Annotated in this window: 10 protein-coding genes; 7 read left to right on the forward strand and 3 right to left on the reverse strand. The window is 56.8% G+C overall.

Annotated elements, in window-relative coordinates:
* Nucleotides 1–156: 156 nt before the first annotated feature.
* Nucleotides 157–1,926, reverse strand: coding sequence for a diguanylate cyclase (locus tag GSF67_RS23070; RefSeq protein WP_176072088.1), 1,770 nt, complete (start codon nucleotides 1,924–1,926; stop codon nucleotides 157–159).
* 252 nt (nucleotides 1,927–2,178) lie between these two features.
* Here GSF67_RS23070 and GSF67_RS23075 point away from each other — a divergent pair, with 252 nt between their 5' ends.
* Nucleotides 2,179–4,143, forward strand: coding sequence for an ABC transporter ATP-binding protein/permease (locus GSF67_RS23075; RefSeq protein WP_176072089.1), 1,965 nt, complete (start codon nucleotides 2,179–2,181; stop codon nucleotides 4,141–4,143).
* Between the two features lie 282 nt (nucleotides 4,144–4,425).
* Here the strand turns inward: GSF67_RS23075 and GSF67_RS23080 are convergent, their stop codons facing one another.
* Nucleotides 4,426–6,009, reverse strand: coding sequence for a Na+/H+ antiporter (locus GSF67_RS23080; RefSeq protein ID WP_006311961.1), 1,584 nt, complete (start codon nucleotides 6,007–6,009; stop codon nucleotides 4,426–4,428).
* A gap of 300 nt (nucleotides 6,010–6,309) precedes the next feature.
* Between GSF67_RS23080 and GSF67_RS23085 the strand changes: the two genes are divergently transcribed.
* The 3 genes from GSF67_RS23085 (at nucleotide 6,310) to GSF67_RS23095 (ending at nucleotide 11,296) form a co-directional block, all read left to right on the forward strand.
* On the forward strand, nucleotides 6,310–7,890 hold the full coding sequence (locus tag GSF67_RS23085) for an HlyD family efflux transporter periplasmic adaptor subunit (protein ID WP_244399799.1): 1,581 nt from the start codon (nucleotides 6,310–6,312) through the stop codon (nucleotides 7,888–7,890).
* 131 nt (nucleotides 7,891–8,021) lie between these two features.
* Nucleotides 8,022–9,986: a glycosyltransferase family 2 protein gene (locus tag GSF67_RS23090; RefSeq protein WP_006311971.1), complete on the forward strand. Its 1,965-nt coding sequence runs from the start codon at nucleotides 8,022–8,024 to the stop codon at nucleotides 9,984–9,986.
* Between the two features lie 44 nt (nucleotides 9,987–10,030).
* On the forward strand, nucleotides 10,031–11,296 hold the full coding sequence (locus GSF67_RS23095; RefSeq protein WP_006311972.1) for a hypothetical protein: 1,266 nt from the start codon (nucleotides 10,031–10,033) through the stop codon (nucleotides 11,294–11,296).
* Between the two features lie 199 nt (nucleotides 11,297–11,495).
* Here the strand turns inward: GSF67_RS23095 and GSF67_RS23100 are convergent, their stop codons facing one another.
* On the reverse strand, nucleotides 11,496–12,665 hold the full coding sequence (locus GSF67_RS23100) for a glucoamylase family protein (protein ID WP_035214997.1): 1,170 nt from the start codon (nucleotides 12,663–12,665) through the stop codon (nucleotides 11,496–11,498).
* A gap of 408 nt (nucleotides 12,666–13,073) precedes the next feature.
* On the opposite strand from GSF67_RS23100, the gene GSF67_RS23105 reads away from it, so the two are divergent.
* From GSF67_RS23105 to GSF67_RS23115, 3 genes are all read left to right on the forward strand, one after another.
* Nucleotides 13,074–14,720: an ABC transporter ATP-binding protein gene (locus tag GSF67_RS23105; protein WP_006311974.1), complete on the forward strand. Its 1,647-nt coding sequence runs from the start codon at nucleotides 13,074–13,076 to the stop codon at nucleotides 14,718–14,720.
* 289 nt (nucleotides 14,721–15,009) lie between these two features.
* Nucleotides 15,010–15,495 carry a MarR family winged helix-turn-helix transcriptional regulator gene (locus GSF67_RS23110; RefSeq protein ID WP_006311975.1) on the forward strand — a complete coding sequence of 162 codons (486 nt, stop codon included), beginning with the start codon at nucleotides 15,010–15,012 and terminating at the stop codon, nucleotides 15,493–15,495.
* Nucleotides 15,492–16,202 (forward strand): SDR family NAD(P)-dependent oxidoreductase, encoded by a 711-nt coding sequence (locus GSF67_RS23115; protein ID WP_035214981.1) that lies wholly within the window; start codon nucleotides 15,492–15,494, stop codon nucleotides 16,200–16,202. The genes GSF67_RS23110 and GSF67_RS23115 overlap by 4 nt, the downstream gene beginning before the upstream one ends.

Consider the following 16,202-nt stretch of genomic DNA (forward strand, 5'->3'; position numbering starts at 1 on the left):
CAAGGAAATGTAAAAACGTTGGGCTGTCAATGTCATTTTTCGAGATTTGCGTTCTACCGTCGGAAACCCAGCGCCTGCCGGCTGACGGCAAGCCTCTTTTCCGGAGACCGCAGCCAGCCGGAAGCGGCGAAATAAATCGCGATTAATGCCTTCGATTCACAGGGAATCGGACGATACCCATTTGTTCCGGCCGATCTGTTTGGCGCTTAACAACGCGGCGTCCGCCCTTTCCAGGACGCTGCTCACGGTCCCTGCGCCCGGTGCGGTTGCGATGCCGATGGATATGGTTACCGGGTCGAGCAGGCGGCCTCTGTAGGTGAAGGGCGCCCGTTCTACGGCGTGCCGGAGTTTCTCCGCAAGCTTGGTTGCGTCCTCAATTCCTGCATCTGGCATCAGCACGGTGAATTCCTCGCCGCCGAACCGAAACAGCGTACCCTGATCGCTGGTCGCCTCGGAAAGCACCTGGGCGACATATTGCATCACCGCATCACCGGCATCATGGCCGAAGCGATCATTGAAGCGCTTGAAATGGTCGATGTCCAGCATCAGACAGGCAAGCGAACCGGTTGGCTTCTCAATGTGTCGGTTCAACGCCTCGTCAAGTGACCGGCGGTTTAGCAGACCGGTCAAGGCGTCCTGCCTTGCCATGCCAACCAGCCGCTGACGGAGCTGGAGGTTTGCGACGGCAAGGCCGATATTTTCGGCAAGGAGTTCCAGATACAGGCGCTCTGTCTCCAGCGTGTCGTTCCTCTCTGGAATTTCGAGATAAAGCAAGCCGACGATTTCGCCCAAAGCCGTCAGCGGTATGCACAGGCCGGTTCCGAAACTCCCCTGAAGGTGATGGCAGACGACATCGTCGCCGTCCTGGTTGCTGACGTGGGGACGTCCACGACGCAGAGCCCAGCAATCGTCGATCAAAAATTCCGGGGCGGAAAACGAAGGGTCGGACCATTGTCCGGTCGATTGGAGAAGCGAACTGTTTTCCTTGAGCACAAGCAGGCGGCCGGCAATAGCGGGGAAAATCTGCGGCATGAATTTCGAAACGACGTCGGACAGTTCATCTTGATTCTGACATGCCTGTATCCGATGCATCATCTGCAGGATCAGATCCTTGATGCGCTGGTTCCGGCGGTGTTCCGCGTCAAGCCGATCCCTTTCCAGCCCGTTGCTGCGGAAGATCCTGATCGCCTGGTTCATTTCCCCAATCTCGTCCCGACGTCCTTCGTCGGACACGTCGATACTGTAGTCCTGCCGCGCAAGGCGCATGACGATATTGCTCATCCTGATAAGCGGTGCCGCAACGCGTCTGCTGAGGACGAAATAGAGCACGGCCAGAAACATCAACGCGGTCAGGGCGAGCATCACCTTGGCGATCGATCCGTAGAAATCGCTTCGGCTTTTGGCCTGGTCCACAGTTGCCTGCGTGCGGGTCGCAAGTGTTTCTCTCAGCGTCTCGACGGTATCCAGCAGGCCCCTGTGCAGCCGGTAATACTCATCGCCGAACAAGACCTGTTGTGCCTCGCTCTGGCGGCTGGATCGATAAAACCCGATGGCCTCGCGCTCCATCCTGTCGAGGACGTCGGCGCTTTTTCTTATCTCCTCGAATGATCTCGCCTCTTGCGGCGAAACGCCGTGTGCGGCGAGTTTATCCAAGGTGTTTTCGAGGTGCTTTTCCTGATCTTCGTCGACGTAGAATTTTGCCAGGTGCTGCTCGTCGCCGCGCATGACGTAAAGTCGCGCTTCCTCGGTGCGCTCATCCGCGATGATTGCCAGTTCCTCGGCAAGATCGCTGATGTCGAGATGATCCTGGATTGCCGCCCTCTCTTGAGAGGCGCTTCTGGCTGACAGAATGAAAGTGGTCGCCGATACCGTCGTGAGTATCAGGGTCACAGCGTAAGCCAGGTTCGTGATGGTACTAAGTCGCATGATGGCGCCGTCTTCTTGCCGCGTGGTCGTACAAACCTCAGCGGCGGGTCCAATTCCAGAGTCTCGTTGTTCTAGGACATATCGTCAAACGGGAAATCAGCAAGCGGTTAACCATCGATTTGATCTGTCGCGGCGAAACCAGAAAGTCGCGGATCTGGAGGTCTATGAAAAGCTCTGCGCAACACCGGCACTATATTTCATGCGGCATCACGAAACCGTGAAACCTTTCAACGCATCGTTCGTTTAGCGCCCATGAGTGACAAAGACGCAGGACCGAAACCGGTCGTTGGTGCCGACGAGACTGGCACCCAAACCGCATCTCAACAGGATGCTCCTGACACCGACGAGCCGCCTCCGCCGGAGGAGATGGAACCCGCTTCGGACTTGACCCCGGAGCAGGCGGAAGAGGTTCGCAGGAAATATCTGCTGAAACGCTTCTGGATCAGCGCCCGGGGCTTCTGGAGCCGGCGCGGCGATGCGTTGGCATGGCCGTTCACGCTCGGACTATTGGTGATGATCGGTATAAATGTCGGCTTTCAGTATGGCATCAATATCTGGAATCGCGGCATTTTCGACGCTATCGAGAAGCGGGACGCGTCGACGGTTTATTTTCTCGCCTCGATTTTCCCCCCGCTGGTCCTCGGTAGCGTCTTCATCATCACCTCACAGGTTTATGTGAGAATGCGTATTCAGCGGCGCTGGCGTTCCTGGCTCACGAAGGCACTCGTTGGCAGGTGGATTGCAAATGGCCGTTACTATCAGCTGAACCTGATTGATGGTGACCACCAAAATCCCGAAGCACGGCTCTCGGAGGATATGCGGATTGCGACGGAGGCACCGGTGGACTTTGTGTCCGGTGTCATCGCAGCCTTCGTGTCTGCCTCCACCTTCATCGTTGTCCTGTGGACGATCGGCGGCGCGTTGACTGTTTCGATCGGCGGGGCCGGCGTCACGATCCCCGGCTTCCTTGTCATTGCGGCAGTGATCTATGCCGCCATTACCTCCACGTCCATCGCCTTCATCGCGCGCAATTTCGTCAAGGTTTCCGAAGTCAAAAACCAGGTCGAGGCGGAATTCCGCTATACGCTCACGCGCGTCAGGGAAAATGGTGAGAGTATCGCCCTGCTTGGCGGCGAGGAGGAAGAACGAAGCGATCTCGACAAGAGGTTCGGCAATGTCCGACGGCAATGGCGTCTCATGGCGCAACAGTACATGCGAACGACGGTCGTCTCGAACGGCTCGATGCTGATCGCGCCCGTCGTACCGCTTCTCCTGTGCGCACCCAAGTTTCTCGATGGAAGCATGTCGCTTGGTCAGGTCATGCAGGCCGCTTCCGCTTTCACGATTGTCCAGTCCGCGTTTGGCTGGCTGGTCGACAACTATCCGCGTCTCGCCGACTGGAATGCCTGCGCCCGGCGTGTTGCCTCGCTGATGATGTCGCTCGATGGCCTCGAACGGGCTGAAAAAAGCGATACGGTCGGCAGGATAGTGCGCGGCGAGACGGAAGGGGAGACAATACTCAGTCTCAAGGATGTTTCCGTTTCTCTGGGTGACGGCACGGCGGTCGTCAAAGAGACGGACGTCGAAATCGGCGCCGGAGAGAGAGTGCTGGTGGCTGGAGAGTCCGGCTCCGGCAAGAGCACGCTGGTGCGGGCCATCTCCGGTCTCTGGCCCTGGGGTGGAGGAAGCGTCAACTTCCGCGCCGACAGTAGATTGTTCATGCTGCCGCAACGGCCATATATTCCGGCCGGTACGCTTCGTCGCGCTGTCTGTTATCCGCAGCCCGCCGAAAGCTGGACGTCCGAAGAGATTGGCGCTGCGCTCGATAAGGTCGGTCTTGGTCAGCTCAAGGAAAAAATCGAGGACGAGGCGCCCTGGGACCAGACATTGTCCGGCGGAGAAAAACAGCGTCTGACCTTCGCGCGCCTGTTGCTGAACGCTCCCGATATCATCGTCATGGACGAGGCGACGGCAGCTCTTGACGAGAAAAGTCAGGATAAGATGATGCAGACGGTGATCGAAGAACTTCCCGATGCAACGATTATCAGCGTGGCGCACCGTGCCGAACTGGAAGCGTTCCACAGCCGCAAAATTACGCTGGAGCGCCGGGATGGCGGGGCGAAGCTGGTCAGCGACATCGAACTCATTCCGCGGAAGGCAAGAGCGGGCTCGATGCTTCGTAGAATGGTCAAGCGTAAGAATGGTTCGAAGCGGTAGCTGACCTCGTTTTGTCGGAGGCACGGTGCGGCAAGGGATGTCCAAGAGGTGCGCTGCTCTCCGAGGCTTGGAAGCCTGAGGTAGGCGGGCAGCACAATCGTCGTGCCGCAACGGTGTGGATGCCGGCAAGAATCGGACTATCGCAAGGTGTTGGAGTTTTTGGAGGCCGCCTTGCCGGACAGGGCGTCAGTATCCGCCATTCGCATATTCCTGTGCGTTCCTGGCGGGAGTGGATTTTGATTTTGACCTTTACCCCGTCAGCGCGCAGGAACCGACGAATATTCACGCCTTGGCCGATATCGCAGTCAGTTCCTCGAGGTCGAGATCATGCTCAAGCTCTCTGAGCGTTTCGTCATCGATCTGTCCCTCACGGCGTAGACGTATGAGTTCCTTCCTGCCGGCGGCAACGGCCTTGAGCACGACATCAAAATGAGCATGCAGAAGCGGTGAGTATTTTTCGGTGCTTTCAGCGTATTTCACACTGGCCGCGAGTCGATGTTCATACCTCTTGAGGAGTTGCGGATGGATGAGTTCGCCGTTTTCGTCGTATGCAAGACCTTGAACAGTCGTGAATTGCACCTGGGCCATGGATGCTTCGGCCTCACTCATCGTCATCGGCGCGCGTTCCGGTTCTATCCCTCCAAGCCCCGCCCATGCGATGATCCGTCCGAGCGTTGTCCCCTGTATGAGAACGGTTCCCATGATGACGGCGAAAGCCATGACCAGAATGAAATCGCGACCAGGAAAATCTTCCGGAAGGCTCAGGGCAAGAGCCAGCGTAACAACACCGCGCATGCCAGCCCAACCGAGTGCGGTAACCGCTCCTGGTCCAAGAGGCTTCGAGTGGGCGAGTTTCAGGCCGTGAAACAACCTGATGACCAAGTCGGATGCGAATATCCACACGAACCGTGCCGCTACCAGCGTGACAAGGACGGCAAGTGCAGGCAATGCCATTGAACTGGCTATCGAGCCAAAGCCGCCGCCGCGTTCAACGACATCGCGGAGGGATAATCCGATGAGAATGAACACCATGGCCTCCATCAGGAAGACCAGGACATTCCAGAAGGACGTGCCGCGCATTCGTGTTGCGGCAGATAACACGGTGTGCTGATGCCAGGACGCAATCAATCCCGCGGTAACAGTTGCAATCACACCTGATGTCTGCGCCTGCTCTGCCAAAATATACGCGGCCCAGGACAGGACAGCGGTCGCGGCAATCATCAAATATTCGTCGCCCAGATGGCGAACGGTTTTTACCCACAGGAGACCAACGAACGCGCCCACTGCGGCGCCACCAACGGCCAGGAAGAAGAATTCACCAAGGGCATCCACCGTGCTGAAAACCCCACCCGCTGCGGCGGCGACAGCAAAACGAAAAAGCACAAGCCCGCTGGCATCGTTCAAAAGGCTTTCTCCCTCCAACAGAATCTGGAGGCGCCTGGGTATCCTGATCCTTTCCAGCACGGCCCTTGCCGAGACCGCGTCAGGAGGGGAGACAATAGCGCCGAGGGCCGCGCAGGCAGCCCATGGCAATGAGGGCATCAGAAAGTGCACGACAACTGCGACGATGACTGTCGTGAACAGCACTGCACCGATTGCCAGAGACGCAATTCCGAAGACGTGTCGTTTCAAACGGTCAACAGAGATGGACCACGCGCCATCCAGCAGCAGTGGCGGCAAGAAGATCACCAACACCAACTCTGGATTGACGGAGATTGTCGGCAGTCCAGGCACGAAGGCCAAGGTTCCCCCGCCTGCGAGAAGCGCCACGGAAGGGGGCAGTCCCAAGCGATGCGCAATATAATGCAGCACGATAATGGCAAGAAACATCGCGATCACGAGTTCGAAGAGATGCGTGCCGTCCATATGTGTCCCCAATCCAGCTTGGACCGACATCAAATGACGAGTTTTGGGAAAAAGCAACGGCACTTCCATACCGACTTGAGGCGCTAACGCGCTTGCGGTCTGGAACTTGACCTACCCGGCGGTAGGTCTTTGCGACGGCATGCCGTCGCCCCCATAAGTTGCATATGCGAAATGGCGAAGCCAGGGTGTGTTTTCCAAGCACGCCATTTAAAAGGCAATTCTAATATGAAACGATTGAAATTTCGTCTTTCAAATTCTCTTCGATGAATTTTCGCGTCCCCAAAATCGTCAGATGCCTATTTGTTGGTCAAAATTGGAAAATTAGTTAATGCAATTTTTACTATGTTGCGGCGCACAAGAACTTCATTCACCATTTCAATACTGCGGGAGGAACGGTTTCTCAACAACAGAGGAGTTGATTTCATGCTGTTCCGCAATAAGCCTGACGCAAAATATAAAGGCGCATCCGTAAGATTAGCCTCCTATACTGTTCTCGGTGTGGTGGCGACGGTGTTTTCTTCTTCCGTGTTTCCGCCTGTATTCACCTCTCAAACGAGCCGTGCTCTGATCAATGCCCCCATTATTCCCTTGACGACGCCGATCAGCGGCGTTGTGAAAACATTGAACGACAGGGGTGGTGCCACCATCGAGAACGACAAGGTGGACAATACAACGCTGATCGGTCTGAAGGTTCAACTGGCGGCGCTCGACAATGAGATGCGCCAGAAGAACTCGATCGTTTCGGACTATGCCTCGCGGATCGACGACCTGAACAGGGATCTTTCCAGCCAGCAGGCGGCTTTGCTGCTGCGGACCGAGTCCGATCTCGAGGCTGCAGAGGCGGCCTTGCAGATGGTTACCTATTCCACGCGGATCGCAAAAGCCGAAGCGGCTCGCAAACAAAAACTCGTCGACAAGGGCGTTTTTCAAGGCATAAGCGAAGACATCGCCGATACGATACAACTTGAAGATACAAAACTGAAGGCGGCACGTGTCGCTGTCAACAAGCTGAACAAGGACATGACCTTCGCGCGGCAGGGGATTTATATTGGATCCGATCTGCAATCGCTGCAGAACCTCCAGCAGGAAATCCGCACCAGAACGGCTGACCTGATGCAGGTGCGGATGCAGATGACCACACTTGAAACACGGAGAAGCGAACTCGAGACCCTGGCAACGACTGAGGCCTCGCGCATCGACAGGTTGACGCATGCAGATCTTGCCATTCCGCCGGGAACGACGCTCTACAAGCCGGTGGCTGCCACCGGGCGGGAAGTTGTCGCCGGTGACACGCTCGCAGAGGCACTCGATTGCCGCAACGCGTTTGTTGTCGCTATCTTCTCCGAGCGCCAGGCGCAGGCACTCTCCGTTGGCTCGCGTGTTAAGGTCGATGCGGGGGGCTGGGCCCAGGAGAGCAGTGGCACGGTGGAAAGGTTGGTACCGCGCACAACTGAACGGGTGGATCTTGATTACGCTGTCCCATTTCCGCCAACAGAGAGACGCGAACTTTATGCGTTCATCCGCATGGATGGTACCGATCAGCCCGATCTTTCGCATCAGAAATCCTGCTCGGTCGGCACATGGGTCAATGTGACCCTGCCAAACGAATGGCTGGACAGGACGCGAAACTACGTTCACGAAGCGTCCGCTGATCTCCTCCAATATGCGAAGAACTCCGCGAAGGAGATTCCGTCTGTCACGCAGGCAGCCATGGCGCTCCTTGAATCGTCGCGGAACAGGATCTTCGCCTATATGGGAATGGAACAGCCACGCCAGGGACGGCTGCCGGAGCTTGCAGCGCCGAACCGTCAACTGGATGACACAAGGCATGCCGCGAACGGGCCCGTTCCCCAGACCAAGATTTCGCGAACTCAATCCTGACACCCGCATGGATTGGGCGAGCCCTGCAGGTTCACTCCTATACCCGCAGGGCAGTTCTTCATTTTCAAAAATGATGTTCAGATGCGCGCCCGGAACCCGACGCGCAGCCGACCAACTGCGAGGTTAGGGCGATGTATTTCAGTGCTGAAGGTGACGTTCAGTCGGTGCTCTATGTGAACCTGACGATTGCGATTGGGGCGATCCTGTTTGCCCTTCTCGCTGATCCCAGAAAGATGGTCGACAGGTTGGCCTTCAGCATCATCATGTTGCTATCGCTTGGTGTCTATATCGTATGGCGGGCAACGGATACCTTGCCGCCGCCGGAACTCTCCCTCGAAACGCTCTGGTGCTACACCTATTTCACCTTCGAGCTGATCTCGGTGCTTTATGCCATGGGGTCCATCCTCATACTTCTTCGCCGAACCGACTGGTCAGCCGTTGCCGATCAGGGAGAGGCATATCTTGCAGGCAACCCGCATGCGCCGCTCGTCGATGTGTTTATCTGCACTTACAACGAGCCGCTGAACGTTCTCGAAAAATCCATCATCGCCGCGCAGGCGATGGATTATCCTCGACTGCGCGTCTTCGTCTGTGACGACACACGTCGCGGGGAGGTAAGAACCTATTGCGAAGCCGTAGGCGTGAACTACGTCACACGTCCCGACAACAAGCACGCCAAGGCAGGAAATCTCAACAATGCGCTGCTCCACACCAATGCGCTGGAAGAGGTTTCCGACTTCATCATGGTCCTCGACGCGGATTTTGCCCCCCAGGCAAACTTCCTGCGGCGCGTGACGGGTCTCTTTTCGGACCCGAAGGTGGCTGTCGTCCAGACGCCTCAATTCTATTTCAACAGTGATCCAATTCAGCACAATCTCGGTATAGACAAGAGCTTCGTGGACGACCAGCGGGTCTTCTTCGACGTCTTCCAGCCGGCCAAGGATGCCGTTGGTTGCGCTTTTTGCGTCGGCACCAGCTTCGTCGTACGCCGCGCCGCGGTAAATGGTATTGGTGGTTTCCCTTCGGATGCGCTTTCCGAAGACATGCTGCTGACATATCGCCTGATGGAAAGGGGATATGTCACGCGCTGGCTGAATGAGAAGTTGAGCGTTGGATTGTCGGCGGAAGGTGTACCCGAATACATCACCCAGCGCACCCGCTGGTGTCTCGGCACGATCCAGATCGGGCTTCTGCGGACCGGACCTCTCTGGCGTGGAAATTTTACGCTGACGCAGCGGCTGCACTATCTGCATGGACTTTTCTGCTGGCTGTCGAAGCCGTTTATCCTGTGCCTGCTGCTTGCGCCGTCCATCTATTGGCTGACGGGCGTGTCGGCGCTGCAGGTCGATGAGCTGATGTTCATGAAGCTCGGCCTGTCATCTCTTGCGCTTTTCTGGACCTATTCCACCTGGATATCCGGCAAGAGGACGCTTCCTCTCTTCACCGAAGTCACCCACGCCCTGACCGCTGTACCCATTACCATCACGCTTTTTCAGGCAATCCGTAAACCGTTCGGGCGCCCGTTCAAAGTCACCGAAAAGGGAGGAGACCGATCCCAGGTCCGTGTCCACCTCCCGACGGCGATTTTTTTCGCTTTCGTGACCCTGTCTTCGGCCGTCTCCATCGTGCTGGCTGTCTATGGTCTGGATGCTCCGTCCGAGCTGTCCTCGCGGGACTGCCTCAATCTGATCTGGTCCGCCGTCGCGATGGTTATCGCATTCACCAGCTTCATTTGCTGCATTGAATTGCCGCGTTTCGGCAAGGAGGAAATGATCGGAGTGGATTTTCGCGGGCAGTTGCGGTCCGCATCCTCAACGAGACCGGTGCGTATCACCGGCCTCTCGACGGAAAACATCACACTGGCTGCGGTTCCGTCTTCCAGCGATGTAAAGGATGTTTTCGTACCGGAGGCGGGGTGGATGCGGATCAGCCCTGCGGAGCACGCGCAGAACTCCGGAAAGTTCGATATTCATCCAAGCGACGAGCAGCGCCGGTCCATTTTGCGCCTGTTGTTTCGCAAGGCTCCTGAAAATGTCGCGGAACAGGGCGACCTGATGAAATCCATGCGGATTCTTCTCGCACGGGCATTCGGGTGAATGGACCCGTAGGAATTTGCAACAGCGCGAAAGGGTTCGTCGGGATGAGCATCCGAAACATGATCGCGACGCTTTTGATGGTTTTCGCGATGACGGGCACGGCGGCGGCCGGGAAAATAGCGGATCGTACTGGTCTCGCGGCAAAGCTGTGTGACGGCCTTGCGGGCAGGATGGACCAATCAACCGCACCGTTTTTGCTCCGCAGCTTCGAGCCGGGGCCGTCACAGAAGCCGCTCGATCCGGCGCTGTCAAATACGGCTTTCACCTATGATAATGCGCTTGCCTCGATTGCGCTTTTCGCCTGTGGAAAGGATGACAAGGCGCTGAGGATCGTCGAGGCTCTGCGTTATGCGCTTCAGCACGACCGGACCTATCGCGATGGGCGGGTGCGGAATGCCTACCGTGCCGGTGCTGTCGATGTTCATCAGGGCTCCATCCTCCTGCCGGGTTTCTGGAACGAGGGCCGCAAGGCTTGGATGGAGGACGACTATCAGGTCGGAAGCGCTACCGGAAATCTTGCCTGGGCAGCGCTGGCGTTTCTCGCCGCTTTTGATCGTTCGGGAGATAAATCCTATCTCTCCGCTGCGTCGTCACTCATCGAGTGGATCAACCAGAATACCGTTGGAACAGGCGGTCTCGGTTTTACGGGCGGGACGTTCGGTCAGGATGCTCAACCTATACATCTCGACTGGAAATCGACGGAGCATAATCTTGACGTCTTTGCCGCTGCAGCCTGGCTGAGCGAGATCGACCAGGCGAAGGACTGGCGATCCGTGCAGGACCGGGCGTCGTCTTTTCTCAATGCCATGTGGAACGATGGTGAGGGTCGTTTTTACGTCGGCAGTTTGCCCGGTGGCGACACGCCGAACACCAGCCAGTCCGGCATTGATTCCGAACTTTGGCCGATCATGGCCGTGCCGAAATTCCGCGCGCGCGCGGACCATGTTCTCGATTGGGTCGATCGTCATTATGCCGTTGATGGCGGTTTTGATTTCAACGACGACCGGGACGGCATATGGCTGGAAGGCACGGCGCAAGCTGCGCTGGCGTTCGAGATTGCGGGGCATCGCGCTCGCTCGGACGCGCTTCTTGATACGATTGGAGCGGAATTGTCGCCGGAGAGCCTTGTCTATGCCACGTCGGGTCCCGAATTAACGACGGGTTTGAAAATAGGCCCGGATTCCACATCCGCAGATTTCAAATATTTCCGGTTACCTCACATCGGCGCGACGGCATGGGGGATACTCGCTGCGAAAGGCTGGAATCCGTTCGTCAGGAGGGGAGTTTCAAGTATGCACGAGGCAGAATAATGCCGGAACGCCGTAACGGAGCCTGATCTTTCGATTATCTGGGGGCGTTCGCGCAAAAAAAGCCCTCCGTCAGGAGGGCTGCAATAGTGCGGACCTTACGCGCTTGTAAGGAGGGGGCGGAGGGGAACAGTTCGCCCGCTTATCAAATGCGCGGGACGTAAAATGGTTCCGCTTCCAATCTGATTTCATATGCCTGCCGCTATTTTGGGATAGCTCGAACCGTGGCAGCGTCGATTTCCCGCCTTGCCTGTTGCGATGCGTTCCGGAAGCCGAGCCGGTACAGGCCGGTTTGAATCTCCTGCGCGTTCATGAACAAATCCCAGATAAGTCCGCTTCGATGGTTTTCCATCATGGCAACAACAGGGCCCTGGTTGATGGCGAGATGTGTTTTGGAGACCCAGCCGGTTGTCGGCTCGAAGGAATCCATGAGTCCAAAGCGACCCACCAGCGCGCCGCCATGCCATTGCAGGAAGCGCTCGGCCGCCTGTTTTGATCGGAGCGGCAGAAAAGGCATGCTGGAGAGTGCAGCCGTCGTCGCAATGATACCGTGATCCTCCGTCGGAGAGTTGACAACATACCCTTTCGGCCCATCGCAGGCGGACAGACCCCATCCGTCTTCAGGCGCGTAGCGAGTGCTGCAATAGCGATAGTTGATCAGACTATGCGCATGCACCTGTTCGAGATAATCGCTGCAATAGACATCCCCCAGACCGCGCGGATCGAGCGTGCAGAACGAGTAATGCGACAGAAAAAGCGGGCCGCCAAAGGGCTCGCCAAGCGGCAGTCGGACGCCAAGATAGGTCGTACCGTTCGTGATTTCCCCATTTCGCGCCCAGCCGGCGTGATAGGATGCCGGGTCTATCGCGTCAGCAGTTGATCCTGCCGCCAGCACGTAACTGACGAGAGCCTCATTCCAGCCGACGATAGGAAGGTTCTTCGCCCAGCCGTATCGGGGGCTCCAGTGCCAGAAAAGCGGTCCGCGTTTTCCCTGTGTGAACCAGGCCCATTCCACCGTCTCGACGATGTCGGCGACGGATCGGCGTAGATCGATTTCATCGGCTGTCTGCCTGTCGAAGAACTCCCGGGCGCAAATCAGCCCCTGAACGAGGAGAGCCGTCTCGACGAGGTCCCCGCCATCATCGAACTTCGCGAAGGGAATTGTCTTTCCGCCAGCCGTCTGGATGAAATGGGGAAAGGCACCGTGAAATCGTTTTACCGCGCCGAGCGATTGCAACATGCGGTTTGCCCGATCGGCGCCCTCCTGCCTCGTTATCCACGCGCGATGAACGCCGACGACAAGCGCGAGAAACCCGAAGCCCACTCCCGATATGGAGGTGATCTCGTGGATTGGCAGACCGTCGGAACGCATGCGATCCCTCGGAAGTCCGCTTTCCGGATGGCTGCCGGACCAGAAATAATCGAAGGTACTGTGATGCAAGCCATCAAGTTGAGCAGAAAATTCGTCTGACACTTCCAACCTCGGTGATCTGCTGCAACCTGGCGCGGATCCAGACCAAGGCTTATCCGACTCGCCCGCTTATTCCAAATCCCTGAGCGGAACGTCCGAAAGCCTTGGTCGAACGACCTCACGGAGCATGTGACGAGCGCTTCGCTCTAAAATTTGACACGCCTGCGGTCGTCGGCGGCGCAATGGCAAACAGTTGGCGAAGCCACGGCCTTACCGCTAGACAAGATAGTGGATATAGTCCACCATCTTGTCTCCGGCGTGAAGACGTCGGCCAAAGCGAACAAAGTTACAAAAAAACAAGGGGAACTTATGTCGCATTCAACCACGTCGGCCGACGTGGTGCTTTCCGTTCGTAATCTCACGGTGGATTTGCCGCGAGGGATGGAGCGCAGCCACGCGGTCAAAGATATTTCGTTCGACCTCCACGCAGGTGAGATCCTTTGCATTATCGGTGAATCGGGATCCGGCAAGTCCGTCACCGCAAGCACGATCATGGGGCTGCTGTCGCCTGTCATCACCGTCAGTTCCGGAGAAATTCAATTCAAGGGAATGGATATACTCGCGGCGAAGGAGGAGAAGATCCGGCCTTTGCGTGGCCAGGCTGTGTCTATCATTTTCCAGGACCCGCTTTCAGCACTCAATCCGTTGATGACCGTCGGCGATCAGATTGCCGAGGTACTTGAAGCGCACGGTGTCGGCACGCGTGAGACCCGTAACGCCAAGGTTCTGGAGCTGCTGGAGGAGGTCGGCCTTCCCGACCCGCTGTTGATGCGGCTCCAATATCCATTCCGCCTGTCAGGCGGGCAGCGCCAGCGCGTCATGATCGCCATGGCGCTCGCGCTTGATCCGGATGTGCTGATCGCAGATGAGCCCACGACCGCACTTGATGTGACCACTCAGGCACAAATTCTTGAGCTCATCCGCAAAATTCAGAAACGAAAAAATATGAGTGTGATGTTCATCACCCATGATTTCGGGGTCGTGGCGGAAATTGCCGATCGCGTCGTGGTGATGGAGAAGGGATATCTCGTTGAGCAGGGGCGAGCGGATCAGGTTCTTGTCAATCCTGTTCACCCTTACACCCAGCGGCTGGTTGCGGCGGTTCCGCGAATGCGCAGTGTCGAGCGTTCGATCGATGAGGAAGTTCCCGTTGTTCTCGAGGTGGAAAACCTCGAGAAGGAATACCGAAGCTCAGGATCGTTTTTCCGCAAGGCCCGCACCGTCAAGGCCGTGAACAATGTGAGTTTCAAACTTCGAAAAGGACAGACCCTCGGCGTCGTCGGGGAAAGCGGATCGGGCAAATCTTCCCTCGGACGCGTGTTGCTGAAGTTGCTTGACCCGGATGGCGGGGCTATTCGCTTCGACGGCCGCGATATCGCGACGATGGACGAAAGCGCGTTTCGAGCTTTGCGACCCTATATTCAGATGATTTTTCAGGATCCATTTGCTTCGCTCAATCCGCGCCATACCATTGGCAGGATTTTGACGGTCGGTCCGCTTGCCCATGGAATGGCCTTGCATGAGGCGAGAACAAAAGCCCTTGGAATTCTGAAACTCGTTGGTCTGGATGAGCAGGCTTATGACCGTTTTCCGCATGAATTCTCCGGCGGACAGCGCCAGCGCATCGGAATTGCCCGTGCCCTGATGTTCGATCCGGTTGTTCTGGTGGCTGACGAAGCCGTGTCTGCCCTTGACGTTTCCATACAGGCCCAGGTTCTGGAGCTTCTGGCCCGCGTGCAAAGGGAAATGAAGGTGGCAATGATCTTCATCACTCATGACCTGAGGGTCGCAAGCCAGATTTGCGATGACGTCCTCGTCATGCACAAGGGAACAGTGGTAGAGCAGGGACCTCCGACGAAAATCTTCCGCGCACCCACGCATCCCTATACGCAAAAACTCGTTGCAGCCATTCCTGGCGCAGACTGGGAACCATCGGCCGAGGTAGCCCACATGTGAAAAGCCTCCCGGGCTGACTGACCCGAGCGATTTTCGTATCGCGCGATGTTTCGAGATATTTTCCAACGCCGGATCTCTTCGATCCTGCGGCGCATCGGGTTGAGTTTATAAGTAATTGATTTAAATGAATAATTTAAGAATTTTTGCAAAAAAATAGTTGCGTTTATCCACTAACTGTCATTTCATATAGTCACAAAACTGCAATACGACATGGTCGAAAACTCCATCGCGGTGCGCGGGGAAAGCGCATTCGTAAATCTTCTTTTTTGACCATTTGAACGGAAAACACATGTCCAAACCTACGGCCAAACCGCCTGTATCGCCTACCGACATCAATCTCGACGTGCTTGAAGACACGCTGAGCTTCTATATCCGCACGATCAATCTCGCCGTATCGCGAGATCTGGACAACCGGCTGGAGGGGCTGGATGTGGCGAAGGGAACTGGAAAAATCACGACTTTGCTGCTTGTCGACGATTATCCCGGAATCCGCCCTTCAGTGATTGCGCATCTGACGATGCGGGACCGTTCAGCTATGGGAAGGATCATCGATCAGATGGTGTCACACGACCTGATTCGCCGGGAGGTGTCGCCGGACGATAGCCGGGCGCAGGAGCTCTACATCACCGAGGCGGGGGCAGCACTCGCCTTGAAAATCCGGGAAATCGTTCCGCAGCAATCGCGCGACTTCTTCTCCTTCATTCCGGAAGACGAACAGAAACAGGTGATCGACATTTTGCGTCGTGCCTACCGTCACATCGTGGGGCTATCATGACAGATCGGCGAGGAGGGCGGGTTGCTCTCATCTCGGGTGCAAGCCGGGGTATCGGAGATCATATTGGTGCAGCGCTTCTGCAGCAAGGTTGGCTGGTGTCACTCGGCATGCGTACGCCTGTCCTGCCGTCCTGGGCTGTTGGTCGCGAGAAAGACGTTCATCTGTTCAGTTATGACGCGAATGATGCCGCTGAAACGAGCTGGACGGAAGACGCTCTCCGGCATTTCGGTCGCATTGATGCGATCGTCGCGAACGCCGGCATCATGATCCCGAAGACGGTGATCGAGGCGAATGACGACGATATCGACGCCATGCTTTCCGTGAACGTCAAGGCGCCGCGAAGACTGGTGAAAGCCGCTTGGAACGCCCTGTGCGAAAGCGGTCGTGGCCGCGTGATCATCCTTGCCTCCCTTTCGGGAAAGCGCGTCAAGTCGGCATCGGCGGGCAGTTATTCGCTCTCCAAATTTGCCGCTGTCGCCCTTGCCCATGCCATTCGGCAGGCGGGCTTTGAGAAAGGGGTGCGTGCTACGGCGGTTTGCCCGGGATTTGTCGCAACCGATATGGCTGCCGCTTTGTCCGAGCGGCCGGTCGAGCAGATGACCCAGCCCACGGATCTCGCCCGCATCATTGCCATGCTGCTCTCCCTTCCGAACGAGGATTCCGTCGCCGAATTCGCCATCAATTGTCAGCTTGAGGAGTTTTTCTGA

The sequence above is a fragment of the Agrobacterium sp. CGMCC 11546 genome (assembly GCF_013365515.1).
Lineage (GTDB): Bacteria > Pseudomonadota > Alphaproteobacteria > Rhizobiales > Rhizobiaceae > Agrobacterium > Agrobacterium fabrum.

Coding starts and splice junctions, on each gene's coding strand:
- GSF67_RS23115 (WP_035214981.1), top strand. CDS start 15,492: ATGACAGATCGGCGAGGAGGGCGGGTTGCTCTCATCTCGGGTGCAAGC.
- GSF67_RS23075 (WP_176072089.1), top strand. CDS start 2,179: ATGAGTGACAAAGACGCAGGACCGAAACCGGTCGTTGGTGCCGACGAG.
- GSF67_RS23070 (WP_176072088.1), bottom strand. CDS start 1,926: ATGCGACTTAGTACCATCACGAACCTGGCTTACGCTGTGACCCTGATA.
- GSF67_RS23105 (WP_006311974.1), top strand. CDS start 13,074: ATGTCGCATTCAACCACGTCGGCCGACGTGGTGCTTTCCGTTCGTAAT.
- GSF67_RS23100 (WP_035214997.1), bottom strand. CDS start 12,665: ATGCGTTCCGACGGTCTGCCAATCCACGAGATCACCTCCATATCGGGA.
- GSF67_RS23090 (WP_006311971.1), top strand. CDS start 8,022: ATGTATTTCAGTGCTGAAGGTGACGTTCAGTCGGTGCTCTATGTGAAC.
- GSF67_RS23110 (WP_006311975.1), top strand. CDS start 15,010: ATGTCCAAACCTACGGCCAAACCGCCTGTATCGCCTACCGACATCAAT.
- GSF67_RS23095 (WP_006311972.1), top strand. CDS start 10,031: ATGAGCATCCGAAACATGATCGCGACGCTTTTGATGGTTTTCGCGATG.
- GSF67_RS23080 (WP_006311961.1), bottom strand. CDS start 6,009: ATGGACGGCACGCATCTCTTCGAACTCGTGATCGCGATGTTTCTTGCC.